The sequence below is a fragment of the Saccharothrix mutabilis subsp. mutabilis genome (genome assembly GCF_039521145.1).
In the GTDB taxonomy this organism is placed as follows: domain Bacteria; phylum Actinomycetota; class Actinomycetes; order Mycobacteriales; family Pseudonocardiaceae; genus Actinosynnema; species Actinosynnema mutabilis.
On sequence record NZ_BAAABU010000001.1, the window covers coordinates 516,905 to 541,241 of the forward strand.

The window sequence follows — 24,337 nt, forward strand, 5'->3', positions numbered from 1 at the left end:
AAGGGTCACTACGGTGGCGCACCGTGATGAAGGACATCAGCCGGTTCGCGCGCTTGGGCCGGCACCCGGCCGACGGCGACGTGCGGCGCGGGATCGACCTGATCGACCTGGTTCGCCTCGCCCACTACGACCTCGCCGACCCCGACGGCCCGGACGCGCTGCGCGCCGCCGAACGCCGCGCCACCCGCATCGTCGCCTACGACGCCCTGGCGGTGCCCGCGCTGCTCCAGACGCCGGAGTACGCGGGCTTCCTGGGCAACGACCCGGGGCGCGCCGAGGTCCTGCGCCGCCACGTGCCGCCCGCGTGCGAGTTCTTCGTGCACGAGACGGCCCTGCACGCCTGGGCGGGGGACCGGCGCGTGCTCGACGACCAGCTCGCGGCGCTGGCCCGGCGCGACGACGTGCGGCTGGTGCCGTTCACCGCCGGCTGCGCGCCGGAGCTGCGGCACTCGTTCACGTTGCTGGCCTTCGCGGTGGGCGGTCCGGCGGTGCACGCGGACGGGTTGTCCGAGCGGGTGGACGCGGTGGCGCGGTTCCAGGCCGCGGTCGACGTGCTGCGGCGGTGCTCGTTGGACGTCGAGGAGTCCCGGCGGGTGTTCGCGGGCCCGGTGGAGGCGGCCCGGTGACCTTGACACCGGTGCTGTGATCGGCCACAGTTTGGAAAGTTTCTTTTCTATACACCGCCGCCGCTCGTGCTCCCCTGCCGACGTGGAGGCACCGAAGTGGCACCGAGGTACCCGCGCGGCGGCGTCGTCGCGCTGACGGCGTTCGCCCTGATCGCTCCGCCGGGCGCGGCGACGGCCGCGCCGACCGTCCACGAAGCCGAGTCCGCCGCGCTGTCGCGCGCCGTCGTGGAGGCCGACCACGCCGGCTACTCCGGCACCGGGTTCGTCAACTACGACAACGTCGTGGGCAGCCACGTCGAGTACACCGTGAGCGCCGCGCAGGCCGGTCCGCACCGGCTGGTGTTCCGCTACGCCAACGGCACCACGACCGACCGCCCGCTGTCGGTGACCGTGGACGGCGCGGGCGCGACCACCGTCTCGTTCCCCGGCACGGGCGCGTGGACGACGTGGCGCGACGTCACCACCACGGTCACCCTCAAAGCGGGCGCCAACAAGGTCCGCGCCACCGCCACCACCGCAAGCGGCGGCCCCAACGCCGACCGCCTCACCGTCAGCCCCGCCGACACCGAGGCCCCCACCCCGCCGCGCGACCTCCGCGCCACCGGCAAGACCGCGACCAGCGTCTCCCTCGCCTGGGACGCGGCCACCGACAACGTCGGCGTCGTCGCCTACGACGTCTACCAGCACGGCCAGCTGATGAAGAGCGTCACCACGCTCAGCGCCACGGTCACCGGCCTGACCCCGGACACCGAGTACGACTGGACGGTGTTCGCCCGCGACGCCGCGCCGAACGTCTCACCGGCCAGCAACAACGTCCTGGTCCGCACCGACCCCGCGCCCCCGGACACGCAGGCGCCCACCGCGCCGACGAACCTGCGCTCCACCGGCCGCACCGCCACGTCGGTGGACCTGGCCTGGACCGCGGCCACCGACAACGTGGCCGTCACCGGTTACCAGGTCTTCCTCGACGGCGCGCAGGCCGGAACCGCGGACGGCACGTCCACCACGGTCGGCGGCCTCACCGCGGGCACGACCTACCGGTTCACCGTGCGGGCGCGCGACGCGGCGGGCAACCTCTCCGCGTTCAGCAACGAGATCACCGCCATACCCGGTGGCACCACCCCGCCCGGCACCCCCGACCCCGGCACGGTGACGACGATCCTCAACGGCACGGACGTCCCGTGGGGCGTGGCCTTCCTGCCCGACGGCTCCGCCTTGGTGACCGAACGGGAGGCCTTCACCGTCTACCGGCTCACCGGATCGGGTCAGCGCACCAACCTCGGCAAGGTGCCGGGCGCGCAGACCACCGGCGGTGAAGGCGGCGTCCTGGGCATCGAGGTGTCGCCCACGTTCGCCACCGACGGGCACGTGTTCGTCTACCACACGGCGTCCACGGGCAACCAGCTCGTGCGCGCGAAGCTGGAGGGCACGACCCTCACCGGCTGGACCACGCTGCTGTCGGGCGTGCCCAAGAGCCGGTTCCACAACGGCGGGCGGCTGCGGTTCAGCCCCGACGGCCGGTACCTGTTCATCTCCACCGGCGACGCCCAGAACGGCGACAACGCCCAGAACCTGAACAACAACGCGGGCAAGGTCCTGCGCGTCCACCCCGACGGGTCGATCCCGGCGGACAACCCGTTCGCGGGCAAGGCGATCTGGAGCTACGGCCACCGCAACGTCCAGGGCCTGGACTTCGACTCGAAGGGCCGGCTGTGGGCGACCGAGTTCGGCAACTCCGGCCAGGACGAGGTGAACCTGATCCAGAAGGGCGGCAACTTCGGCTGGCCCGCGTGCGAGGGCACGTCCGGCTCGTGCTCCGGCACGGTCGCGCCGAAGCGGACGTGGTCCACCTCCTCGGCCTCGCCCAGCGGCCTGACCATCGTCAACGACCACCTCTTCGTCGCCACGACGGTCGGGCAGCGGGTGTACCGGCTGCGCATCGACGCGTCGGCGAACCTGGTGGACCAGCGGACCTACTTCCAGGGCGCCTACGGGCGGCTGCGGACGGTCGAGGTGGACCGCGACGGCGACCTCTGGCTCACCACGACCACCGACAAGGACGGCACCGCGAACAACGACCGCGTGCTGCGCGTGGACGTCGTCTACTCCGGGTGACCCGGGTTCGCACGAACGGGTGAATCCCGGATTTCTCGGGCTCGCGGGTGCCTCCTGCACGTATGGCACCCAGATGGCTTACCCGGAGGCGGGCCGCCGTCGCTTCGGCGGCGGCCGTCGCCTTGGTGTGCGGCGTCGTCGCCGCCGTGGTGGCGGGCGGGGAGCCGCCCGCGGCGGAGCCCGCGAGGGCGACGGCTTCGACGGCACCCGCAGCCGAGACGACGACGGACACGGCCGCGGGCACGACCCGCGTCGGCACGATCGTCCCGCCGGCCGACCGGACGACCAGGACCACCACTACCACCAAGCAGTCGCCCGGAGAGAGCGGGTTCGCGTGGCTGCCGTGGGGCCCGGCCGACCCCGGCGACCCGCCGCCGATCCAGTGGTACGGGCGGCTCCAGTCGGGCGAGTGCCCGGACGACGGGTCGGCGGACGTGCCGCTCTGGGCGGCGATGCGAGCGCTGTGCGCGGTCGTGGTCGAGGGCGACGTGGGCCGGTGGTCGGACGTGCGAGTGGTGGCGGGTCCGGGGAAGATGCCGTGCCTGGAGAGCGCCGCCCGCGCCTTGCTGGAGCGCGCGGTGGCCTGGCACGAGCGCAACCCGGACCGCCGCCCGGCCGTCACGTTCGCCCAACCTGGCCAGGGGACCGCGTGCCCGCCGGTGGTGACCGGGGTGGCCGGCCCGGAGGAGGGCTGCGACGTCGAGAGCACGTTGCGGGGACCGGTGGCCGGCGGCACCGCGCTGACCTTCTGCGGCTCGGGGTTCGACTCGGCGGAGGTCACCGTCCTGGTCGGCGGCCGGGCGGCGACACCCGACTACGCCACGACCACCCAGGTCGCGGTCCGGACACCGGCGGCGGACGGGCCGGGGGCCGTGCGGCTGGAGGTGGTCAGCCGGGGGCAGCGGGTCGTCGTCTCGGAGGTGTTCGAGTACGAGGCAGAGGTGGTGCCGACGTCATGAGCGACGAGCAGGGCCGGGACCTGTCCGCCCTCGCCGGGGTCGCCTCGGCGGTCGGGGCGCTGGCCCCGCCGGTCACCATCGCGACCTCGCTGATGCTGTACTTCGGGTGGGCGCGCACGGCCGAGCAGGCGCGGTTCATGGGCGTCGATGTCAGCCTGTTCGGCTACAGCACCCAGGACTACGTGCTGCGCAGCATCCGCACGCTCTACATCCCGCTGCTCGTGGTGGCCGCCGCCGTCCTGTGCTGGCTGGCCGTGCACCACCGGGTGCTGAAGGTGCTGGAGACCCGCCGGCGAGGCCTGCGCGTGGCCGGACGCGCCCTGTTCGCGACGGGCCTGGCGGCGCTGGCGGCCGTGGTCGTCGTGGCCACGGTGCAACGCGCCTTCCTCCCGCTGGTGGTGCCGCTGGTGCTCGCCGTGGGGACGGTGGTCGCCGCCTACGGGGCGTGGCTGACCCGGGTCACCGGCGACGCGAAAGCGCCCGCGCCGCCGTGGCACAACGCCCTGCGCAAGCTGATGGTCGGCAGCATGATCACGCTCGCCTTGTTCTGGGAGCTGTCCCTGTACGCGGGGGTGACCGGGCGCGGTTACGCCGACGAGCTGGCCGCGACCGTCCACACCCTGCCGCGCGCCACCGCCTACAGCGGCGAGAGCCTGGGCATCGAGGCGCCCAACGTGGTGGAGGAGCGCCTGGACACCGGCCGGCACCGCACCACCGGCCTGCGCCTGCTGGTGCGCTCGGGCGGCCGGGTGTTCCTGCTGCACGACCGGTGGAACCCCGTGAACGGCCGGGTCGTCGTGCTGCCCGACAACGAGACCGTCCGCTGGCAGTTCTCCCGGTGAGCGCCGGGTTCACCCGGAGCGGACACTGTCCGAAACGCCCCGAATACATCACGCGAACGGCGGTTGTCCTTGGTGCGCAAGGCTTTTCCGGGCATGCGATTGTCGGTCCCCCCGTGTAGCGTCGGAACGACGAGTGTGATCACGGGGAGTGCCGAAAGTGACTGCTGTCCGTAACACCCCGCCCGCGGGGCCGAGCCCGGCGGTGTTCCGGGACCGAGCGGAGGCCGAGGCCTACGTCGCCTCGGTCTGCTTCAAGCACGGACCTCCGAGGCTGCTCGGAGTCGAGATCGAATGGACCGTCCACCACCGAGAAGACCACAGCAAGCCCGTCGACGCGACCGCACTGGCAGCCGCTCTGGGCAAGCACGCGCCACCCACGCTGGTCCCCGACAGCCCCCAACAGCCGCTTCCCGGCGGCACGCCGCTCACCGTCGAACCGGGCGGCCAGGTCGAGATCTCCACCCCGCCGAGCACCTCCCTGACCGAGCTGCTGGGGACCGTCGCGGACGACATCGACCACCTCACCCGCCTGCTGGAGCCCCACGGCCTCGTCCTCGGGCACCGCGGCGCCGATCCCCACCGACCACCGCGCCGGGTGTTGCGGGTCCCCCGGTACGCGGCGATGGAACAGGCCTTCGCCCCCCTGGGCCCCGAAGGCCTCACGATGATGTGCAGCACGGCCGGTCTCCAGGTGTGCCTGGACTTCGGCCTCAAGGAGGACCTGCCCGCGCGCTGGGCCGCCGTGCACGCGCTCGGCCCCGTGCTCATGGCGTTGTTCGCCAACTCGCCCGGCGTCGGCGGCCGGCGCACCGAGTGGGCCAGCGCCCGCATGCGCAGCCTCTACGCCACCGACCCGGTCCGCACCCGCCCGGCGGCGGTCTGCGCGGACCCGGCGGCGGCCTACGCGCGGCGCGTGCTGGACACCCCGGTGATCGTCGTGCGAAGGCCGGGGCCCAACTGGTTCCCGCCGCACACGTTCTCCTTCGCCGACTGGATCGACGGCGCCCTGCCGGTCCAGCCCACCACCGACGACCTCGACTACCACCTGACCCTCCAGTTCCCGCCGGTGCGCCCGCGCGGCTACCTGGAGGTCCGCTACCTCGACACGCCGCCGGACGGGCAGTGGCAGCCGCCGGTGGTGCTGCTGGCCGCGCTGTTCAGCGACCGGTCCGTGGTGGACGGTGTGCTCGCCGCCACCGAGACCGCCGCGAACCGCTGGCTGGCCGCCGCCCGCCACGGCCTGGCCGACCCGGTGCTGGCGCGGGCCGCGCGCGACGTGGTCGAGCTGGGCTGCGCGGCGCTGCACCGCACGGACCTGCCCGTGGGCCAGACCGACGCCATCGCCGCGCGACTGCACCGACAACTCGCCGAGAAGACCGGAGCTGAGAAGACCGGAGGGGGCCGATCATGACCAGCCAGTTCACCGAGGGGACCGAACGGGTCCGCGACCACGTCGCCGCGCAGCTCACCCGCGCGCGGCGGCGCAGCGAGCTGCTCACCAGCGCGGTGGACGACCACGACCTGGTGCGCCAGCACTCCAAGCTGATGTCGCCGCTGGTGTGGGACCTCGCCCACATCGGCAACCAGGAGGAGCTGTGGCTCGTCCGCGACGTCGGCGGGCGCGAGCCGGTGCGCCAGGACATCGACGAGCTCTACGACGCGTTCAAGCACGCCCGCGCGGTGCGCCCCGAGCTGCCGCTGCTGGGCCCGGCGGAGGCCCGCAAGTACGTCACCGAGGTGCGGGACAAGGTCTTCGACGTGCTGGAGACCAGCCCGCTGGAGGGCCGCCGCCTGCTCGACGGCGGGTTCGCGTTCGGCATGATCGTGCAGCACGAGCAGCAGCACGACGAGACCATGCTGGCCACCCACCAGCTGCGCGTCGGCCCGCCGGTGCTCGACGCGCCGCCACCGCCGCGCGGCGGCCCGGTCGGCCCGCCGGAGGTGCTGGTGCCCGGCGGCCCCTTCACCATGGGCACGTCCACCGAGGCGTGGGCGCTGGACAACGAACGCCCCGCGCACCAGGCGTTCACCGACCCGTTCTTCATCGACACGACCCCGGTCACCAACCGCGCCTACGCCGAGTTCATCGCCGCCGGCGGCTACACCGACCCCCGCTGGTGGTCCGAGGCCGGCTGGGCGCACGTCCAGAAGGCCTCCCTGGTGGCCCCGAGGTTCTGGGAGCGCGAAGGGGACCAGTGGTTCCGCACGGCGTTCGGCGTCACCGCGCCGCTCGACCCGGACCAGCCGGTGGTCCACGTCTGCTACCACGAGGCCGAGGCGTACGCGAAGTGGGCGGGCAAGCGGCTGCCCACCGAGGTCGAGTGGGAGAAGGCCGCCCGCTTCGACCCGGCGACCGGCCGGTCCCGGCGCTACCCGTGGGGCGACGAGGACCCGACGGAGGCGCACGCCAACCTCGACCAGCGGCACCTGTCCCCGGCCCCGGTGGGCGCGTACCCGGCGGGCGCGTCGCCGTTGGGCGTGCACCAGCTCATCGGTGACGTGTGGGAGTGGACCAGTTCGGACTTCCACGGCTACGCCGGGTTCGAGGTGTTCCCGTACGCGGAGTACTCGCAGGTCTTCTTCGGACCGGACTACAAGGTGCTGCGCGGCGGGTCGTTCGGCAGCGACCAGGCGGCGGTGCGGGCCACGTTCCGCAACTGGGACTACCCGATCCGGCGGCAGATCTTCGCGGGCTTCCGCTGCGCGCGGGACGCGCGGCCGGAGGAGCTGTCCTGACGTGTGCCGCCACCTGGGTTACCTCGGCCCCGCCGTGCCCGTCGCGAGTCTCGTGCACGACCCGCCGCACTCGCTGCTGCACCAGTCCTACGCGCCGCGGGACATGCGCGGCGGCGGCACGGTGAACGTCGACGGCTACGGCGTCGGGTGGTACCCGGCGCCGGGCCGGGCGGTGCGCTACCGCCGGGTCGGGACGTTGTGGGCGGACGAGAACCTGGCTGCGCTGAGCCGGGTCCTGGTCTCGCCGGCGGTCCTGGCCGCCGTCCGCTCGGCCACGGTCGGCATGCCGGTCGTGGAGACCGCGTGCGCGCCGTTCACCGACGGCCAGTGGCTGTTCAGCCACAACGGCCGCGTCACCGACTGGCCGGGATCGGTCGCCGACCTGGCCAAGACCCTGCCCACCACCGACCTGCTGACCCTGGACGCGCCCACCGACTCCGCCCTGCTGTGGGCGCTGGTGCGGGCGCGCCTGGCCACCACGCCGCCGGCGCGAGCCGTGGCGGACGTGGTCGCCGAAGTGGCCGCCGCCGCTCCCGGCTCGCGGCTGAACCTGTTGCTCACCAACGGCTCCGTGCTCGTCGGCACCACCTGGACCCACTCGCTGTGGGTCCGCCGCGCCGACGACGCGGTGACCGTGTCCTCGGAACCGCTCGACGACGACCCGCGCTGGCGGGAGGTGCCCGAGGGGCACGTGGTCGTGGCGGATCCCTCCACAGTGGACGTTCAACCGATGGGACGACGATGACCGAGCCAGTGCTGGACGTGCACCTGACCCCGGAGGAGGCCGCGGTCGCGCTCCGGGCGGAGGCGAAGGCGGGCCTGACCGCGAGCCCGAAGTGGGTCTCGCCGAAGTGGTTCTACGACGCCGTGGGCAGCGACCTGTTCGAGGAGATCACCCGGCTGGACGAGTACTACCCGACGCGGGCCGAACGCGAGATCCTCGTGGCCCGCGCGGGCGAGATCGCCGCGACCACCGGCGCGCACGCGCTGGTGGAGCTGGGTTCGGGGTCCTCGGAGAAGACCAGGCTGCTGCTGGACGCGTTGCGCGACCACGGAACCCTCAACGAGTTCGTGCCGCTGGACGTGTCGGTGTCGGCCCTGACCGACGCGGCGAAGCAGATCATGGCCGACTACCCGGGACTGAAGGTGCACGGCGTGGTCGGCGACTTCACCGAGCACCTCGGCCTGCTGCCGGGGGCGTCGCCGCGGCTGGTGGCGTTCCTGGGCGGCACTATCGGCAACCTGATCCCGGAGGAGCGGGAGAAGTTCTACGCCTCGGTGCGGGAGGTGCTGGAGCCGGGGGAGTGGCTGCTGCTGGGCACGGACCTGGTGAAGGACCCGGAGGTGCTGGTACGGGCCTACGACGACGCCCGCGGCGTGACCGCCGAGTTCAACCGCAACGTGCTGCGGGTGCTCAACCGGGAGCTGGGGGCGGACTTCGTGCCCGAGGGGTTCCGGCACATCGCCCTGTGGAACGCCGAGGAGGAGTGGATCGAGATGCGCCTGCGGGCCGATCGGGCGGCCTCGGTCCACGTCGAGGCGTTGGGGCTGGACGTCGAGTTCGCGGCGGGGGAGGAGTTGCGGACGGAGGTGTCGGCCAAGTTCCGGCGGGAGGGCGTGACGCGGGAGCTGGCGGAGGCGGGCTTCGAACTGCACCGGTGGTGGACCGACGAGCAGGGCCGGTTCGCACTGTCCCTGGCCCGCGCCCTCGGCTGACCCCTGACCGGGCCGGGGGAGGCGCGTGCCCTTCCCCCGGCCCGTCGGGCCGCGGCGTGACGCGACGCCCCGCCCCGCGCGGCTTCTGGGCGTTGAGCGGGCCGTGTCGCTTCGGGCGTTCCGCCCGCCCACCCCCACCCAGGCCGACCCCGCACAAGCCAGGCGCGCGGGGCGCGCCAGGCGCGCGGGGCGCGCCAAGCGCGCTTCGCGCGCAGACCCGAGCGCTGCGCGCTCGGGTCGCACGGCCGGCGAAGCCAGGCCGTGCCGGCCGCCGCAGGCGGCCCCGCCGAAGGCGGTGCAGTTGGGGCTTTTGCGGGGTGGCCTGGGTGGGGGTGGGCGGGCGGAACGCCCGAAGCGACACAGCCTCAGCTCTAGGCGGCGCAGGCAGCAAAGGCGCGAGGCGCGTGTGGCGGGGCGCGTGTGGCGCGGGGTGTTGTGGCGCGGGGCGGGTGTGGGGGTTCGTGTGGCGCGGGGTGGGTGTGGGGGCCGGTGTGGCGCAGGCCTGACCGCCGACCGCACAGCCCGCGCAACCCGGGACAGCCCTCCCCTCCGGCGCAGTGGGCCGATCGGTCGGTGGAAACCCTCCGTTCTGCGGGTGTTCCCCGTTCCCCGCGGGTGGGAGCCTCGCGCGACGGTGCCGTGGAATTTCGACGAGGGGCGGCACCGACTCGGACGCGAGGGAGCACCGCTCGTGAAGTTTGGTTCTAGAACGTTGGTCGCCGCGCTGGCGTTGGGCACCGCGGTGTCCGGGCTCGTGGCGACCGGTTCCGCCGTCGCGCAGGACGGGCAGGACGCCCGGGACGCCCTGGCCGGCGCGCCCGTCCAGTGGAGCAAGTGCGCCGACGACGTGTTGGCGCAGATCCCCGCCGCCCAGCGGGAACGGGTCACCTGTGCCAACCACCCCGTTCCGCTGGACCACCGCAAGCCGCGCGGTGAGAAGATCACCATCGCCCTGATGAAGGCGCCCGCGACCGACCAGGCCAACAAGGTCGGCTCGCTGTTCATCAACCCCGGTGGACCCGGTGGCGCCGGGCTCATCTACTCCGCGTACGGCAGCTCGTTCTTCCAGCCCGAGGTCATGCAGCGGTTCGACCTCATCGGGTTCGACCCGCGGGGTGTCGGGCGCAGCACCCCGTTGCGCTGCTTCAAGACCGAGGAAGAGGCCAACGCCGTCTTCGGGCGCATGTCGCCGGTCCCGGTCACCCGCACCGAGATCCGCGACACGATGGACGCGACCAAGGACTACACCGACTCGTGCGCCAAGGTCGCCGGGCCGTTGCTGCACCACATGTCCACCGAGGACGTGGCGCGTGACCTCGACCTGCTCCGCCAGGGCGTGGGCGACCGCGAGCTGACCTTCGTCGGCTTCTCCTACGGCACGCTGCTCGGCGCGACCTACGCCAACCTGTTCCCGCAGCGGTCGCGGGCGCTGGTGCTGGACGGCAACGTGGACCCGGCGCTGCGCACCAGCAACGGCGCCGAGTACGACCGGCAGCGCGCGCAGGGCTTCGAACTGGCCCTGGACGCGTTCCTCAAGCGCTGCGACGCCGAGGGCGCCAAGTGCGCGTACAGCGACGGCGACCCGCGGGCCAAGTTCGACGAGGTGCGCGACGCGCTGCGCAAGGCGCCGATCACCCTGCCCTCGGGCCAGGTCGTGACCTACGCCGGCTACATCGGCCGGGTCACCGGCGACCTGTACGCGCCGACCCGGTTCAAGGCGCTCGCGGCGTGGCTGCAGTCGATCTACGGCGTGCTGCACCCGTCCGCCGCGCTGACCGCGCAGGCGGAGCCGGAGCTGGAGAAGCCGTTGGCCAACAAGCACGGCATGGCCGACGTGCGGGCGGGCTTGGCGGACGCGGAGTACCTGTCCGACGACTCGTACTACGGCGTGAACTGCACCGACAAGCCGTTCCTGCGGATCCCGGAGCTGTTCCCGTACGTGGCGGCGAAGTGGGAGCGCGAGTCGCCCACGTTCGGCCGCCAGCAAGCCGCGTCCGACCTGCTGACCTGCGCGTCGTGGCCGGTGCCCAAGCCGGACCGGTACGCGGGTCCGTGGAACAAGCGCACCAAGAACCCGGTCGTCGTGGTGGGCAACTACTACGACCCGGCGACGCAGTACAAGTTCTCCCAGCGCATGACCCGTCAGCTCGGCAACGCGGTGCTGCTGAGCGTGGACGCGTTCGGCCACTGCATCCTGGGTGACAGCGCGGGTGCGGACACCGCGGTGACCGACTACCTGGTGAACCTCAAGACGCCGGCCGCCGGGCAGGTCTTCCAGCCCAACGTCCAGCCGTTCTAAAGGGTTCGCGTGCGGCGGTCGCGCAGGACGAGCGCGACCGCCGCACCGGCCAGCACCAGCGCCGACGGGTAGAACACCACCAGCGGGTCCACGCTGAACCACCACGGCGGGAGCTCGCGCACCCGCCCGTCCACCCACCCCATGTGGAAGTCGGGGGTCGGGGTCAGCGGCATGTAGGCGAACCAGCCGGAGGTCTCGGTCCCCGCCGCCGCGAACCAGTTGGCGGCCACGAGGAACAGCCCGGTGCCGACCACGAGCAACGGGAACCACACCCCGGGCCGGCGGGCGTGCAGGTCGTGCGCCGCGATCACCACCACGCCGGCGAGCGCCACCAGGGCCGGGACGGGTTGCGTCCCGACGAGCCCCGCGACCGCGAAGGCCGCCGCCGCGCCGGCCAGCCGGGTGCTGCGCCACCGCCACGCCAGGACCAGCAGCACGGGCGTCCCCACGGCCACCCCGTACTCCCACAGCGTGCTCAACGGCCCGACGACCGCCAGCGGCACCCAGTCCCGCCGGCCGTGCGCCACCGCGAACGCCACCGCCGCCCCGGCGAGCAGCACCACCTCCGGCCGCACGGCCGCGTCCGCCGTGGCGAGCGCCGCCTCGAACTGCCGCTGGCTCAGGAACTGCATCCCCGGCGCGGACACCTCGGGCTGGACGTACCAGGCGGCGGCGAGGTAACCGGAGGCGGTCGCGAGCACCATGAGGCTCCGCGCCCGCCACGCCCACAACGCCAACCCCACCGCCACCACCAGCGCGACGACCACGGACAACGCCCAGTCCGACATCGAAGTCCCGCCCGCGAACACGGTCGACGCCGACCGCTCCACGTGCACCGCGTAGAAGGTGATGTCGGCGGAGCTGTCCTCCAGGACCAGCGGGAACGCCTGCCACTCCGCGCCGAGGAACGCGACCAGCACGCCCACCCCGATCGCCAGCAACCCGAACCACTCACCCGGCCGCCGCGCGTGCACGTCGTGCGCCGCGAGCAGCAACGCCCCGGCCAACGCGACCACCGCCGGGAACGGCTGGTCCCCGACCAGCGCCGCCACGAGGAACGCCGCCGTGGCCGCCCCCAACCGCACCGACCGGGTCCACCCGGTCACCACCGCCAGCACACCCGCGCCGACCAGCGGCCCGTACTCCCACAGCGTGCTGAGCAGCCCCACCGACACCAACGCGAACATCCTCGACCCCCTCGAAGGCGTTCACCCTAGCGAGCCCGATCACGACAAAGGGGCCGCCCACCCCGAACGGGTGGACGGCCCCTCCACGTCGAGCGACTAGCTGCGGACCATCTTGCGCAGCACGTACTGCATGATGCCGCCGTTGCGGTAGTAGTCGGCCTCACCCGGCGTGTCGATGCGGACCACCGCGTCGAACTCCACCTTCGCGCCGTCCGCCTTCGTGGCCACGACCTTGACCGTGCGCGGCGTCTCACCGTCGTTCAGGGCGGTGATGCCGGTGAAGTCGTAGGTCTCCGTGCCGTCCAGGCCCAGCGACGACGCGGACTCGCCGGCCGGGAACTGCAGCGGCAGGACGCCCATGCCGATCAGGTTCGACCGGTGGATGCGCTCGAAGGACTCGGCGATGACCGCCCGCACGCCCAGCAGCGAGGTGCCCTTCGCCGCCCAGTCGCGGGACGAGCCGGAGCCGTACTCCTTGCCCGCCAGCACCACCAGCGGCACACCGGCCTCGGCGTAGGCCACCGACGCGTCGTAGATGGTGGTCTGCGGCGCGCCGTCGGCCAGGAAGTCGCGGGTGAACCCGCCCTGCACGCCCTGCCCGTTGTTCTCGTCGGCGAGCAGCAGGTTGCGCAGGCGGATGTTGGCGAACGTGCCCCGGATCATCACCTCGTGGTTGCCGCGGCGGGAACCGTAGGAGTTGAAGTCCTTGCGCTCCACGCCGTGCTCGGTGAGGTACTTGCCCGCGGGCGAGTCGGCCTTGATCGCGCCGGCCGGGGAGATGTGGTCGGTGGTGACCGAGTCGCCCAGCAGCGCCAGCACGCGCGCGCCGCCGATCTCGGTGACCGGCTTCGGCTGCATCTCCATGCCCTCGAAGTACGGGGGCTTGCGCACGTAGGTGCTCTCGGCGTCCCACTCGAAGGTCTTGCCGGTCGGCGTGGGCAGCGACTGCCAGCGCTGGTCGCCCGCGAACACGTCCGCGTAGCCCTTGGTGAAGCCCTCCGGCGAGATCGACGACGCGACGACCTCGGAGATCTCCTGCGGCGACGGCCAGATGTCGGACAGGTACACCGGGTTGCCCTGCTGGTCGGTGCCCAGCGGCTCGGTGGTGATGTCCTTGTCCATCGAACCGGCCAGCGCGTAGGCCACCACCAGCGGCGGGGACGCGAGGTAGTTCATCTTGATGTCGGGGTTGATCCGGCCCTCGAAGTTCCGGTTGCCCGACAGCACCGACACCGCCGCCAGGTCGCCGGAGTTGATGCCGGCCGAGATCTCGTCCTGCAGCGGGCCGGAGTTGCCGATGCACGTGGTGCAGCCGTAGCCGACCAGGTGGAAGCCCAGCTTCTCCAGGTAGGGCAGCAGGCCGGCGCGCTCGTAGTAGTCCATGACGACCTTGGAGCCCGGCGCGAGGGTCGTCTTGACCCACGGCTTGCGCTCCAGGCCCTTCTCCACGGCCTTCTTCGCCAGCAGCGCCGCGCCGATCATCACCGACGGGTTGGACGTGTTGGTGCACGAGGTGATCGCGGCGATCGCGACCGCGCCGTGGTCCAGCTCGAACTCCGCGCCGTCCACGGTCACCTTCACCGGGTTGGACGGCCGGCCCTGCGCGCCCTCGGCGGCGGAGTGGAACACCCGCGGCTCGCCGCCCGCGTCACCGTCGGACACCGAGATCGGGTCGCTGGCCGGGAACGTCTCGTCCACGGCCTCGTCCACAGTGGACTTCGAGTGGTCCTCGGTGTCGGTCACGTACGCGCCCAGCGCCTGCCGGAACGCCTCCTTGGCGTTGGCCAGCTCGATGCGGTCCTGCGGGCGCTTGGGGCCGGCGATCGACGGGACGACCGTCGACAGGTCCAGCTCCAGCGTCTCGGAGTACACCGGCTCGTGCGCCGGGTCGTGCCACAGGCCCTGCTCCTTGGCGTAGGCCTCGACCAGCGCGAGCTGCTCGGCCGAGCGGCCGGTCAGCTTCAGGTAGTCGATGGTCTCGCCGTCGATCGGGAAGATCGCGCAGGTCGAGCCGAACTCCGGGCTCATGTTGCCGATGGTGGCGCGGTTGGCCAGCGGCACCGCGCCCACGCCCGAGCCGTAGAACTCGACGAACTTGCCGACCACGCCGTGCTTGCGCAGCATCTCGGTGATCGTGAGCACCAGGTCGGTCGCGGTCGCGCCGGCGGGCAGCTCGCCGTGCAGCTTGAAGCCGACCACGCGCGGGATCAGCATCGACACCGGCTGGCCCAGCATGGCGGCCTCGGCCTCGATGCCGCCGACGCCCCAGCCCAGCACGCCGATGCCGTTGACCATCGTGGTGTGCGAGTCGGTGCCGACCAGCGTGTCCGGGTAGGCCTGGCCACCGCGGACCATGACCACCCGCGCCAGGTGCTCGATGTTGACCTGGTGCACGATGCCGGTGCCCGGCGGGACGACCTTGAACTCGTCGAACGCGGTCTGGCCCCAGCGCAGGAACTGGTAGCGCTCCTTGTTGCGCTCGTACTCCAGGTCGACGTTCAGCTCGAACGCGTCCGGGCGGCCGAAGATGTCGGCGATGACCGAGTGGTCGATGACCAGCTCGGCCGGGGCCAGCGGGTTGACCTTCGACGGGTCGCCGCCGAGCTGGGTGACCGCCTCGCGCATGGTGGCGAGGTCCACCACGCAGGGCACGCCGGTGAAGTCCTGCATCACCACGCGGGCGGGGGTGAACTGGATCTCCGTGTCCGGCTCGGCGGACGGGTCCCAGGAACCCAGGGCGCGCACGTGGTCGGCGGTGATGTTCGCGCCGTCCTCGGTGCGCAGCAGGTTCTCCAGCAGGATCTTCAAGCTGTACGGCAGACGCTCGGCGCCCTCGACCGCGCTCAGCCGGAACACCTCGTACGAGGCGTCCCCCACGGTGAGCGTGCCGCGGGCGCCGAAGCTGTCCTTGCTCGCTGGTGCAGTCACGTGAAACTCCATCTGGTGACGCGCAAAGTCGGTTTGGGAACTTCTGGTGAGTCTTCCGCACCCGGGAGTGCGGCGCGCTCTCGACCTAAACAGTACGCGTGTCCTGTATTCGGCTTCAAGCCGGCCCCACGTAGATCGGAGCATCATCACACCCGTGGTCCGTCTTGATCGAATCGGGAAGCGGTACGGCCGGGGTCCGTGGGTGCTGCGGGACGTGTCGCTGTCCGTGGAACCCGGCGAGGCGGTGGTCGTCACCGGCGGCAACGGCTCGGGCAAGTCCACCCTGCTGCGCATCGCCGCCGGCCTGAGCAGGCCGTCGGTCGGCGCCGTGTCCCGGCCCCGGTCGGTGGGGTGGCTGCCGGAGCGGTTCCCGTCGGGCGTGCGGTTGAGCGCCCGCGACTACCTGCGGCACCAGGCGGCCGTGCGCGGCGTCCCGGCGCGGTGGGACCTGGTCGAGGCGCTGGGCTTCGTGGGCGACCCGGACGCCCCGATGGCCACCTTGTCGAAGGGCAACACCCAGAAGATCGCGCTGGTCCAGGCGTTGACGGCACGTGACCTGCTGGTCCTGGACGAGCCGTGGTCGGGCCTGGACGTGGCCGCCGCCTCCACCCTGCGTTCCTTCCTGGCCTCCACTCCGGCGTCGGTCCTGGTCACCGACCACCACGGCCACGACCTCCCCGGCGCCCGCGTCCTGCCACTGGGCGCCGCCGCGACCGGGGTGGTGATCGAGCTGGCCCGGGTGGGGGAGCTGTTGCCCGAGGTCAGCGCGCTGGAGGGGGTGCTCTCGGCGGCGGCGGTCGGCACAGGAGCCCGGGTCGAGGTCGCCGCCGCGCACAGCGACCGGGTGCTGGCGGCCGTCTTGGAACTGGGGTGCTCGGTGCGGAGCGTGCGGTCGTGACGGCGTTGGTGCGGAGGGTGCGGTCGTGACGGCGCTGGTGCGTTACCTGCTGGCCGACGTGCTGCGCACGCAGCGCTGGCTGCCGCCGTTGCTGCTGTTCGGGGCGGTGCTGGCGATGCTCAACTCCTCCGACGCCGGCCCGCCGCTGTCGGCCTACGCGGGGACGTGCGTGTTCGTCTACCCGGTGGCCGTGTGGCTGACCATCGTGATCGCGACGGCGGAGGACCCGGTGCGGCGGACGGTGACCGTGGCGACGGCCGGGTGGGGTCGGGTGCACGCGGCGGTGACGGTGCTGTCGGGACTGGCCACACTCCTGGTGGTGATCTTGGCAACTCTCGCGCCCTTGTTGACCCAGCCCCGGTCGTACCCGTTGTCGGTGATCGCGATCGGATTCGCGGCGATGACGGTGTGCGGCCTGACCGGCGTCGGCGTGGGCGTGCTGTGCGCGCGTCCGGTGGTGACCCAGCACGGTTGGTCGGTGCTGCTCGCGGTGACTCTGGTGTTCGCCGCGTTCCTGTTCGGCCAGGTGCCACCGATCGGCAACATCCTGGGCGCACTCGGCCGCGACAGTGGAATCCCCACCGCCCTGACCATCTCCGCCGTGTGCGCACTGGCCTTGACCACCGGGGCGACGTGGCTGGCCCGCACCCTCGGCCCAAGGCGAACCTGAGTGCACGCTCTTGCTTCGTGGGCGCGCAGCGCCAGGCCCTCCGGGGCGCGCAGCGCCCCTGCTTTTGGGCTTTTCCGTCCTCCCCGTATGGCCTGCCCGAAGGGCTACCACACTTTCCCGGGGTTGGGCCAAAAAGTTTTGCGAGGAACGAGCAAAAGTTTTTCGACCAACCCCGGGAAAGTGTGGTCGGCTCCGCCAGGCCATACGGGGAGGACGGAAAAGCCCCCTCTTTTTCTTTTCCTCCCCCGGCGGCCTGCCCGCCGGCGAGGCTCTTTTTCTTTCGAGCGCGTCAGCGCGTTTGCGCTGTTCAAGCCCTTGAAGCGCGTTGAGCAACGCGCGTAGCGCTCCCAAGCGAACGCGCTGCGCGCTCTCAAGATGAAAAGCGGCGCTCGCCGCGCGGCAGGCCCCCGGAGGGGAAGAGCGTCGGTCTCCCTCCGCACGGCCTGCCGGAGGCAACCACAGATCGCCGGGGTCGTCCAAAAAACTCCCGCTCGTTCCTCGCGAAACTTTTTCAGGCCGACCCCGGCGATCCGTGGTTGGGCTGCGCCCAGGCCGTACGGAGGAAGACCGAGGCCCTTCCCGTGGGCTTGCAGCACGGCGTCGCGCCTTCGGCGCGAAACCCACCGCGCCGGCGGCGCGGGAGCAGCGCGCCGGCGGCGCGGGAGCGCACCTGCGCCGGGAGGAAGAGCCGATCGCCGACGGTCAACCGCCGGGCGCTGGTGGACAAGCGCGTCGCCCCCGCCGCGACCAGGATCCGACGCATGTCGACGGGTTACGTGTACCACGAGGTCTACGGCTGGCACGACACCGGAACGCACGCCGGACTGCTGCCCGCCGACCCCCGGCGGGGGCTCCAGCCGCACCGCCACTTCGAGAACGCCGAGGCCAAGCGGCGCGTGCACGAACTGGTCGTGGTCAGCGGGCTGGTCGACCGGCTGACCCGGCTCGCCCCGCGCCCGGTCACCGACGAGGAGGTGCTGCTGGTGCACACGCCCGGCCACCTCGCCCGGCTGGTCGCGGCCAACGACACCGGTGGCGACGCCGGGGACGGCGGCAGCCCGTTCGGGCCCGGCGGGCTGGACGTCGCGCGGCTCGCGGCGGGGGGCGTGGTGCGTGCGGTGGAGGCGGTGGTGGACGGCGAGGTGGACAACGCCTACGCCCTGGTCCGCCCGCCCGGTCACCACGCGCTGGCCGATGTCGGGATGGGGTTCTGCCTGTTGGGCAACGTCGCCATCGCGGCGGCCTCGGTGCGGCGGTCACGGGGCGTGGGGCGGATCGCGGTGGTGGACATCGACGTGCACCACGGCAACGGCACGCAGGCGGCGTTCGAGGACGACCCGGACGTGCTGACCATCTCGGTGCACCAGGACCGCGTGTTCCCGCCCGACTCGGGGCACGTGACCGAGCGCGGTTCGGGCGCCGGGTTCGGGTACGCGCTGAACCTCCCGCTGCCGCCCGGGACGGGCAACGGCGGCTACCTGGAGGCGGTGCGGCGGGTCGTGCTGCCCGCGCTGCGCCGGTTCCGACCCGACCTGATCCTGGTGGCGGCCGGGTTCGACGCGAACGCCGTGGACCCGTTGGCGCGGATGATGGTGACCGCGTCGGGGTACCGGGAGATCGGGCGGATGCTGGTGGACGAGGCGGCGGCGCTGTGCGGTGGACGGATCGCGTTCGCGCACGAAGGCGGGTACGACCCCGTGTACGTGCCGTTCTGCGCGCACGCGGTGATCGAGGTGCTGGCGGGCGTCGAGGAGCCGCTGGAGGACCCGTTCGCGGTGAACTTCGACAACCAGGGCCAGCAGGAGCTGCAACCGCACCAGGACGCGGCCATCGCGGCGGCGGAGAAACTGGTCGCCGACATCGGCTGAGCCTCAGCCCGCCCGCCGACTGGTTGCGCGGGCTGAGGCGTACTACGCCGCACGGGCGGTCCGGGCCGGGGAATCGTGGGTGGTCGCCGGCCGGGTTCGCCCTGCGCGACGACCGGTCCGGTGGACCGCCGGCGGATCGCGACCCGTCCGCTTGAGGCATGCTTGCGAGCAGTCCTCACCTGCGTTAACAGCGGACTTCGGTATTTTTACGGACCGCTGAACGCCTCCCGCCGGACCACTCTGTGCCCACCACCCCCGAAGTGCTGGCGCAGGAGTGAGTTGTGCTGTCCATTGAGGACGTCTCGGTCGACCGGGCCGGGTTGGCGATCGTGCGCGGCGTGTCGTTGCGGGTCGGCTCGGGTGAGGTCGTCGCGCTGCTCGGGGCCAACGGCGCGGGCAAGACGACGTTGCTCGAAGGGGTCGCCGGGGTCGTGCCGGTGACCGGGCGGATCGTGCTGGACGGCGAGCGGGTCGAGGGGTGGCCTGCCTGGAAGCGGGTCCGGCACGGGTTGGCGCACGTCGAGCAGGACCGGGCCGTGTTCCGGGAGATGTCGGCGCTGGACAACCTGCGGACCGCCGGTCGCGACGCGGAGCCGGTGTTCGAGCTGTTCCCGGAGCTGCGCAAGCAGGCGCACGTGCCGGCCGGGCTGCTCTCGGGCGGCGAGCAGCAGATGCTGGTGGTCGGCCGAGCGCTGCTCACCCGGCCCAAGGTGCTGGTGATCGACGAGATGTCGCTGGGGCTGGCCCCGATCGTGGTGCGGCGGCTGGCGCGGGCGGTGCGGGAGTTGGCCGACGGCGGGGTCGGGGTGTTGTTGGTCGAGCAGTTCGCCGCGCTCGCGTTGGAGATCGCCGACCGCGCGTACGTGCTGGCGCGCGGCGAGGTCGTGTTCCACGGCCGCGGCGCCGACCTGCGCGCCGACGCGGAGTTGTTGCGGGCGCTGTACCTGGGGAGCGGAGTCTGAAGTGGACATCGTCGTGAAGCGCCCGGTGGTGGCCGGCGTCCTCGGCGCGGCCCTGCTCGCGGCGCTGGTGGCCGGGTTCGCGTCCAGCTACCTGACGTTCCTGCTCACCGGCGCGGCCATCACCACCGTCTTCATGCAGAGCTACGGCCTGATCACCGGCCGCGCGGGCGTGATCTCGCTGTGCCAACTCGGTTTCGCCGCGATCGGCGCGTGGGTGGTGGGCTGGGCGAACGTCGCCGACGTCCCGGGCGGCTTCTACGCCTGGCTGCCGCTGGGCGGGCTGGCCGCGACGGTCGCGGGCCTGCTGATCGGGCTGCCCGCGCTGCGGCTGCGCGGGGTCAACCTCGCCGTGGCCACGTTCGCCTTCGCCACCGCGCTGGACGTGGTGTTCGGTGGCCTGGCCTTCCCCGGTCAGGACGACTTCACCTTCGTCCGCCGCCCCGACGGGTTCACCGGCGACAGCGGCTACTTCGTGTTCACGCTCGCCGTCGTCACCGCGATCTTCCTCGGGCTGCGCGCCCTGGACCGCAGCCGGGTGGGCGGCGCGCTGCTGGAGATCCGCCACTCCGAACGGGCCGCCGCCGCGCACGGCACCAGCGTCGCCCGCGGCAAGCTCGCCGCGTTCGCGCTCAGCGCGTTCGTGGCCGGGGTCGGCGGCGGGTTGATGGCCGGGCAGCTCGGCGTGGTCGCGGCGGGCAACTTCACGACGTTCGCGTCCGTGTCGCTGTTCGCGATCGCCCTGTTCGTCGGCACCCACAACATCGAGGGCGCCGTCGCGGGCGGCCTGATGGGCGCGTTCTTCCCGCTGCTGCTGGACGCGGTCGGCATCCCGCAGGACCTCGCCGCCCTGTTCTTCGGCGTCGGCGCGGTGCAGGTGCTGCGGCTGGGCGGCAGCCAGACCGACCTGCTGCGCGCCGCGCGCCGCCGCCGGCGGCAGACGGGGGACCTGCCCATCCCGGCCGCCAACCCCAGGCCGCTGGTGCCGCTGCGCCTGCGCGCGCCCCTCGAATGCGCCGACGCCACCCCCGCGCTGGAGGTGCGCGGCCTGCGGGTGCGGTTCGGCGCGCTGACCGCCCTGGACGGCGTGGACCTGGTCGTCCCCAAGGGCCACGTCGTCGGCCTGGTCGGCCCGAACGGCGCGGGCAAGTCCACGCTGATCAACGCGGTCACCGGGTTCGCCGACCACTACGACGGCGCGGTGCTGCTGAACGGGGAGCCCGTCGACGCCCTGCCCGCCCACCGCCGCGCCCGCGCCGGCCTGCGCCGCTCCTTCCAGCAGCTCCGCGTCCCCGAGGCGCTCACCGTCGGCATGTACCTCCAGGTCGCCGCCGGTCGAACCCTCGACGCCACCGACGTGGACGAGCAGCTCGCGCTGTTCGAACTGCCCGCCGCCGACGTGCCGATCGCGTGCGTGGACGTCGCCACCCGCCGGCTGCTGGAGGTCGCGGGCCTGACCGCGGGCCGCCCGGCGGTGCTGCTGCTGGACGAGCCCGCCGCGGGCCACTCCGGCGCGGAGACCGAACTGGTGCAGCGCCGCGTCGCCGAGGTGCCCGAGCGCTTCGACACCGCCGTGCTGCTGGTGGAGCACGACATCGAACTCGTCCGGGCCACGTGTGACTCCGTGGTGGTCCTGGACTTCGGCCGCGTCATCGCCGTCGGCCCGCCCGACGACGTCCTCGCCGACCCCGCGGTCGTCGCGGCCTACCTGGGTTCCGCAACCCCCTGAGAGGAACGACCTGACGATGAGAAGGCACCAAGCGGTCCTCGCCGCCGCCGCGTTGGCGGCGTCCGCGCTGGCGGGCTGCGGCAGCGGCGGCGACGACACGATCAAGATCGGCGCCATCGCGGGGCTGACCGGCCAGTTCATCACCGCCGAGGTGGTCAAGACCGCCCAACAGGTCTTCGACGACGCCAACGAGAAGGGCGGCGTCAACGGCAAGAAGATCGAGTACGTCGTCAAGGACGACGCGGGCAACCCGCAGCGCGCCGCCCAGGTGGCGCGCGAACTGGCCGACGCGGGCGTGGTCGCGATGGCCGGGTCGGCCAGCTTCACCGACTGCGACGTCAACGACGCCTTCTACCGGCAGGCCCGGATCAGCTCGGTCATGGCGGTCGCCGCGACCCCGAAGTGCTTCCAGAGCCCCAACATCGCCCCGGTCAACGTCGGCCCGTTCACCCTGATGACCGCGGTGCTGCTGCACGCCTCGCAGAAGCTCAACGACAAGCGCGTCTGCAACTTCACCGTCGTGCTGCCCGGCAGCGAGGAAGCCGTGAAGGTCGCGCTGGAGCGGTGGGAGCAGCTCAGCGGGCAGCAGCTCGTCGTCAACGACATGACCGTGCCGCAGAGCGGCGACCTGACCCCCTACCTGCTCAAGGCCAAGCAGGCGCGGTGCGACGCGGTCCTGTTCAACCCGGCGGAGTCGCTGGTCGTGCCGTGGTTGCAGGCCGCCAAGACCCAGGGCATGGACGACGTGGACTTCCTGCTGCTGGCCCCCGCCTACACCGACAGCGTCGCCAAGGCCGTCGGCGGGCTGGGCCTGAACGTCTACGCGGGCAGCGAGTTCGAGCCGTTCACCTCCGACAGCCTGGCCAACAAGGGCTGGCGGGCCACCGTCACCCGGGCCGACGCGCAGGCCACCGCGTTCTCCCAGGGCGGGTACCTGGCGGCGAAATTCACCGTCGAGGTCCTCAAGACCGTCAAGGGCGAGGTCACCCGCGACTCGGTGAACGCCGCGCTGCGCGACATGACGCCCATCGAGGACCCGATGCTGGGCACGCCGTGGGAGTTCGGGCCCGGCGAGACCCACGCGCCCAACCAGGGCTCCAAGATCGTCCGCCTCACCGGGCTGCGCTGGGTGGTCGTGGACGACACGTTCATCACCGTCCCCGGCGCCTGACCGTGCTGCTGCTGTCCGCCGCCGTCGCGGGACTGGCCACCGGTGGGGCCTACGCCCTGCTGGGGCTGTCCACGCTGCTCACCCACCGGCTCGTCGCGGTGGTCAACTTCGCCCAGGCCGCCGTGGGCGCGTTCGGCGCGTTCACGATGGTCGTGCTGTTCGACGCGGGCGTGCCGCTCGCGGTGGCGGCGCCCTGCGGCCTGGTCGTGGCCGCGGCGCTGCACGTGGGGCTGGGCGCGGTGGTGGTGCGGTGGTTCGCCGAGGCCGGCGTCGGGGTCAAGGCCGCGGTGACCATCGCCGCCTACACCGGGCTGGTCGCGCTGGGGCTGCGGCTGTTCGGCGCGCAGCACCCGCGCCGGTTCCCCAACCCGTTGGGCGGGCCGGCGCTGACCCTGGGCGGCGTGGTGGTGACGTGGGCGGCGGTGGTCACCATGCTGCTGGCCGCGCTGTTCGCCGTGCTGCCGGCGGTCGTGCTGCGCCGAACCCGGGTCGGGTTGCTGCTGCGCGCGGCGGCCGAGCGGCCCACCACGGCGCAACTGGTCGGCATCCGGGTCCCCCGGCTGTCGCTGGCGGTGTGGGCGGTGGCCGGCGCGGCGGGCGCGCTGGCCGTCATGGTCGTCGCGCCGCAGCTGGCCGGCGACTTCGGCGCGCAGGCCCTGCTCGTCACGCCCGCGCTCGCGGCGGCCCTGGTCGGCGGCTTCCGCAGTTTCACCTGGACGTTCGTCGGCGGCGTCGCCCTGGGGGTGCTCCAGGGCCTCGCGAGCACCGTCGTCGCGCTCCAGCACTACCGCGGCGTCCTGCCGTTCCTGGTGGTCCTCGTCGTCCTGCTCTGGACGCGCCGCCGGGACCGGTGGGACTCCGCCGCATAACACCGAAAGGGAATCTCATGTGTCACGCTGACGAGTCGCGTCCCCCGGCGCCGCCCGAGGCCACCAGTGCCGTCGCCGAAGCCGGAGAACTGCGGCTCACCTCGGCCGACGGGGCCGGGTTCCTGGCCTACCGGGCCGTCCCGGAGACCCCGACCGGGGCCGGCGTCGTGCTGCTGCCCGACGTGCGGGGAGCGCACGAGTTCTACCGGGACCTGGCGCGGCGGTTCGCCTCCACGGGCGTCGCCGCGCTGGTCCTGGACTACTACGGCCGGATCGCCGACAACGACGTCCGCGACGCCGACTTCGACGGGTTCTCCCTGGTAGCGAAGCTGGACCGGGAGCGGACGCAGGACGACATCGTCGCCGCGGTGGACTACCTGGTCTCCGGCGAGATGGGTCCGGTGACCGCGCCGTTCACGGTCGGGTTCTGCCTGGGCGGGGCGATGTCGTGGGCGCAGTCGGCGTTGCAGCCCCGCCTCGCCGGGGTCGCCGGCTTCTACGGGCGGCCGGCGGAGTGCCGGGAGCTGATCGGGCGGATGACCCGGCCGCTGCTCGTGCTCGCCGCCGGCGCGGACGTGCTCACCACGGTCGAGGACAACCGGGCGTTCGACCTGGAGCTGTCCGAGGCCGGCGTGCCGCACGAGTTCCGGCTCTACCCCGACGCGCCGCACTCGTTCTTCGACGGCGCGCTGCCCGAGCAGGCCGACAACGCCGCCGACGCGTGGGCCCGGGTGCTGGCGTTCCTGCGGGCCACGGCGGGCTGAC

At 72.8% G+C, this 24,337-nt stretch carries 19 protein-coding genes; 17 read left to right on the forward strand and 2 right to left on the reverse strand.

Translation table 11 applies throughout. The annotated features are described in order from the left end of the window. The first annotated feature begins 26 nt into the window (after window positions 1–26). From ABD126_RS02470 to ABD126_RS02510, 9 genes are all read left to right on the forward strand, one after another. A complete protein-coding gene (locus tag ABD126_RS02470) occupies window positions 27–626 on the forward strand; it encodes a DUF5753 domain-containing protein (RefSeq protein WP_343932183.1) in 600 nt (199 codons plus the stop codon). A gap of 96 nt (window positions 627–722) precedes the next feature. Then, the gene (locus tag ABD126_RS02475) at window positions 723–2,741 is read left to right on the forward strand and encodes a PQQ-dependent sugar dehydrogenase (RefSeq protein WP_343931914.1); all 2,019 of its coding nucleotides are present in this window, start codon (window positions 723–725) and stop codon (window positions 2,739–2,741) included. Between the two features lie 62 nt (window positions 2,742–2,803). Continuing rightward, the gene (locus ABD126_RS02480) at window positions 2,804–3,700 is read left to right on the forward strand and encodes an IPT/TIG domain-containing protein (protein WP_343931915.1); all 897 of its coding nucleotides are present in this window, start codon (window positions 2,804–2,806) and stop codon (window positions 3,698–3,700) included. Further along, a complete protein-coding gene (locus ABD126_RS02485) occupies window positions 3,697–4,542 on the forward strand; it encodes a hypothetical protein (RefSeq protein ID WP_343931916.1) in 846 nt (281 codons plus the stop codon). Before ABD126_RS02480 ends, ABD126_RS02485 begins: the two co-directional genes overlap by 4 nt. Window positions 4,543–4,690: 148 nt before the next feature. Further along, a complete protein-coding gene (locus ABD126_RS02490; RefSeq protein WP_425542717.1) occupies window positions 4,691–5,953 on the forward strand; it encodes a glutamate-cysteine ligase family protein in 1,263 nt (420 codons plus the stop codon). Then, window positions 5,950–7,278: an ergothioneine biosynthesis protein EgtB gene (gene egtB, locus ABD126_RS02495; RefSeq protein WP_343931918.1), complete on the forward strand. Its 1,329-nt coding sequence runs from the start codon at window positions 5,950–5,952 to the stop codon at window positions 7,276–7,278. The genes ABD126_RS02490 and egtB overlap by 4 nt, the downstream gene beginning before the upstream one ends. Window position 7,279: 1 nt before the next feature. Beyond that, window positions 7,280–8,023 carry an ergothioneine biosynthesis protein EgtC gene (gene egtC / locus ABD126_RS02500; protein WP_343931919.1) on the forward strand — a complete coding sequence of 248 codons (744 nt, stop codon included), beginning with the start codon at window positions 7,280–7,282 and terminating at the stop codon, window positions 8,021–8,023. Continuing rightward, window positions 8,020–8,994 carry an L-histidine N(alpha)-methyltransferase gene (gene egtD, locus ABD126_RS02505; protein WP_343931920.1) on the forward strand — a complete coding sequence of 325 codons (975 nt, stop codon included), beginning with the start codon at window positions 8,020–8,022 and terminating at the stop codon, window positions 8,992–8,994. The genes egtC and egtD overlap by 4 nt, the downstream gene beginning before the upstream one ends. A gap of 691 nt (window positions 8,995–9,685) precedes the next feature. Further along, window positions 9,686–11,293: an alpha/beta hydrolase gene (locus tag ABD126_RS02510; RefSeq protein WP_343931921.1), complete on the forward strand. Its 1,608-nt coding sequence runs from the start codon at window positions 9,686–9,688 to the stop codon at window positions 11,291–11,293. On the opposite strand, the gene ABD126_RS02515 is transcribed toward ABD126_RS02510, so the two are convergent. Then, a complete protein-coding gene (locus tag ABD126_RS02515) occupies window positions 11,290–12,480 on the reverse strand; it encodes a hypothetical protein (protein ID WP_343931922.1) in 1,191 nt (396 codons plus the stop codon). The two genes, ABD126_RS02510 and ABD126_RS02515, sit on opposite strands and share 4 nt — an antisense overlap. Window positions 12,481–12,576: 96 nt before the next feature. Then, window positions 12,577–15,408: an aconitate hydratase gene (locus ABD126_RS02520; protein WP_343931923.1), complete on the reverse strand. Its 2,832-nt coding sequence runs from the start codon at window positions 15,406–15,408 to the stop codon at window positions 12,577–12,579. 154 nt (window positions 15,409–15,562) lie between these two features. Between ABD126_RS02520 and ABD126_RS02525 the strand changes: the two genes are divergently transcribed. From ABD126_RS02525 to ABD126_RS02560, 8 genes are all read left to right on the forward strand, one after another. Continuing rightward, complete coding sequence (locus ABD126_RS02525) at window positions 15,563–16,306, forward strand: ABC transporter ATP-binding protein (RefSeq protein ID WP_343931924.1); 744 nt, start codon at window positions 15,563–15,565, stop codon at window positions 16,304–16,306. 25 nt (window positions 16,307–16,331) lie between these two features. Then, a complete protein-coding gene (locus ABD126_RS02530) occupies window positions 16,332–16,976 on the forward strand; it encodes a hypothetical protein (protein ID WP_343931925.1) in 645 nt (214 codons plus the stop codon). Between the two features lie 761 nt (window positions 16,977–17,737). After that, entirely contained in the window at window positions 17,738–18,844 is a 1,107-nt protein-coding gene (locus tag ABD126_RS02535; RefSeq protein ID WP_343931926.1) for a class II histone deacetylase, read from the forward strand. Window positions 18,845–19,125: 281 nt separating this feature from the next. Then, window positions 19,126–19,806: an ABC transporter ATP-binding protein gene (locus ABD126_RS02540; RefSeq protein WP_343931927.1), complete on the forward strand. Its 681-nt coding sequence runs from the start codon at window positions 19,126–19,128 to the stop codon at window positions 19,804–19,806. A gap of 1 nt (window position 19,807) precedes the next feature. Further along, window positions 19,808–21,532 carry a branched-chain amino acid ABC transporter ATP-binding protein/permease gene (locus ABD126_RS02545; protein ID WP_343931928.1) on the forward strand — a complete coding sequence of 575 codons (1,725 nt, stop codon included), beginning with the start codon at window positions 19,808–19,810 and terminating at the stop codon, window positions 21,530–21,532. A gap of 16 nt (window positions 21,533–21,548) precedes the next feature. Next, on the forward strand, window positions 21,549–22,703 hold the full coding sequence (locus ABD126_RS02550) for an ABC transporter substrate-binding protein (protein WP_343931929.1): 1,155 nt from the start codon (window positions 21,549–21,551) through the stop codon (window positions 22,701–22,703). Window positions 22,704–22,705: 2 nt separating this feature from the next. Beyond that, window positions 22,706–23,572, forward strand: coding sequence for a branched-chain amino acid ABC transporter permease (locus ABD126_RS02555; protein WP_343931930.1), 867 nt, complete (start codon window positions 22,706–22,708; stop codon window positions 23,570–23,572). Window positions 23,573–23,589: 17 nt separating this feature from the next. Continuing rightward, window positions 23,590–24,336 (forward strand): dienelactone hydrolase family protein, encoded by a 747-nt coding sequence (locus tag ABD126_RS02560; RefSeq protein ID WP_343931931.1) that lies wholly within the window; start codon window positions 23,590–23,592, stop codon window positions 24,334–24,336. The last annotated feature ends 1 nt before the right edge of the window (window position 24,337 follow it).

Coding starts and splice junctions, on each gene's coding strand:
- egtD (WP_343931920.1), top strand. CDS start 8,020: ATGACCGAGCCAGTGCTGGACGTGCACCTGACCCCGGAGGAGGCCGCG.
- egtB (WP_343931918.1), top strand. CDS start 5,950: ATGACCAGCCAGTTCACCGAGGGGACCGAACGGGTCCGCGACCACGTC.
- ABD126_RS02480 (WP_343931915.1), top strand. CDS start 2,804: ATGGCACCCAGATGGCTTACCCGGAGGCGGGCCGCCGTCGCTTCGGCG.
- ABD126_RS02515 (WP_343931922.1), bottom strand. CDS start 12,480: ATGTTCGCGTTGGTGTCGGTGGGGCTGCTCAGCACGCTGTGGGAGTAC.
- ABD126_RS02550 (WP_343931929.1), top strand. CDS start 21,549: ATGAGAAGGCACCAAGCGGTCCTCGCCGCCGCCGCGTTGGCGGCGTCC.
- ABD126_RS02470 (WP_343932183.1), top strand. CDS start 27: ATGAAGGACATCAGCCGGTTCGCGCGCTTGGGCCGGCACCCGGCCGAC.
- ABD126_RS02485 (WP_343931916.1), top strand. CDS start 3,697: ATGAGCGACGAGCAGGGCCGGGACCTGTCCGCCCTCGCCGGGGTCGCC.
- ABD126_RS02535 (WP_343931926.1), top strand. CDS start 17,738: ATGTCGACGGGTTACGTGTACCACGAGGTCTACGGCTGGCACGACACC.
- ABD126_RS02560 (WP_343931931.1), top strand. CDS start 23,590: ATGTGTCACGCTGACGAGTCGCGTCCCCCGGCGCCGCCCGAGGCCACC.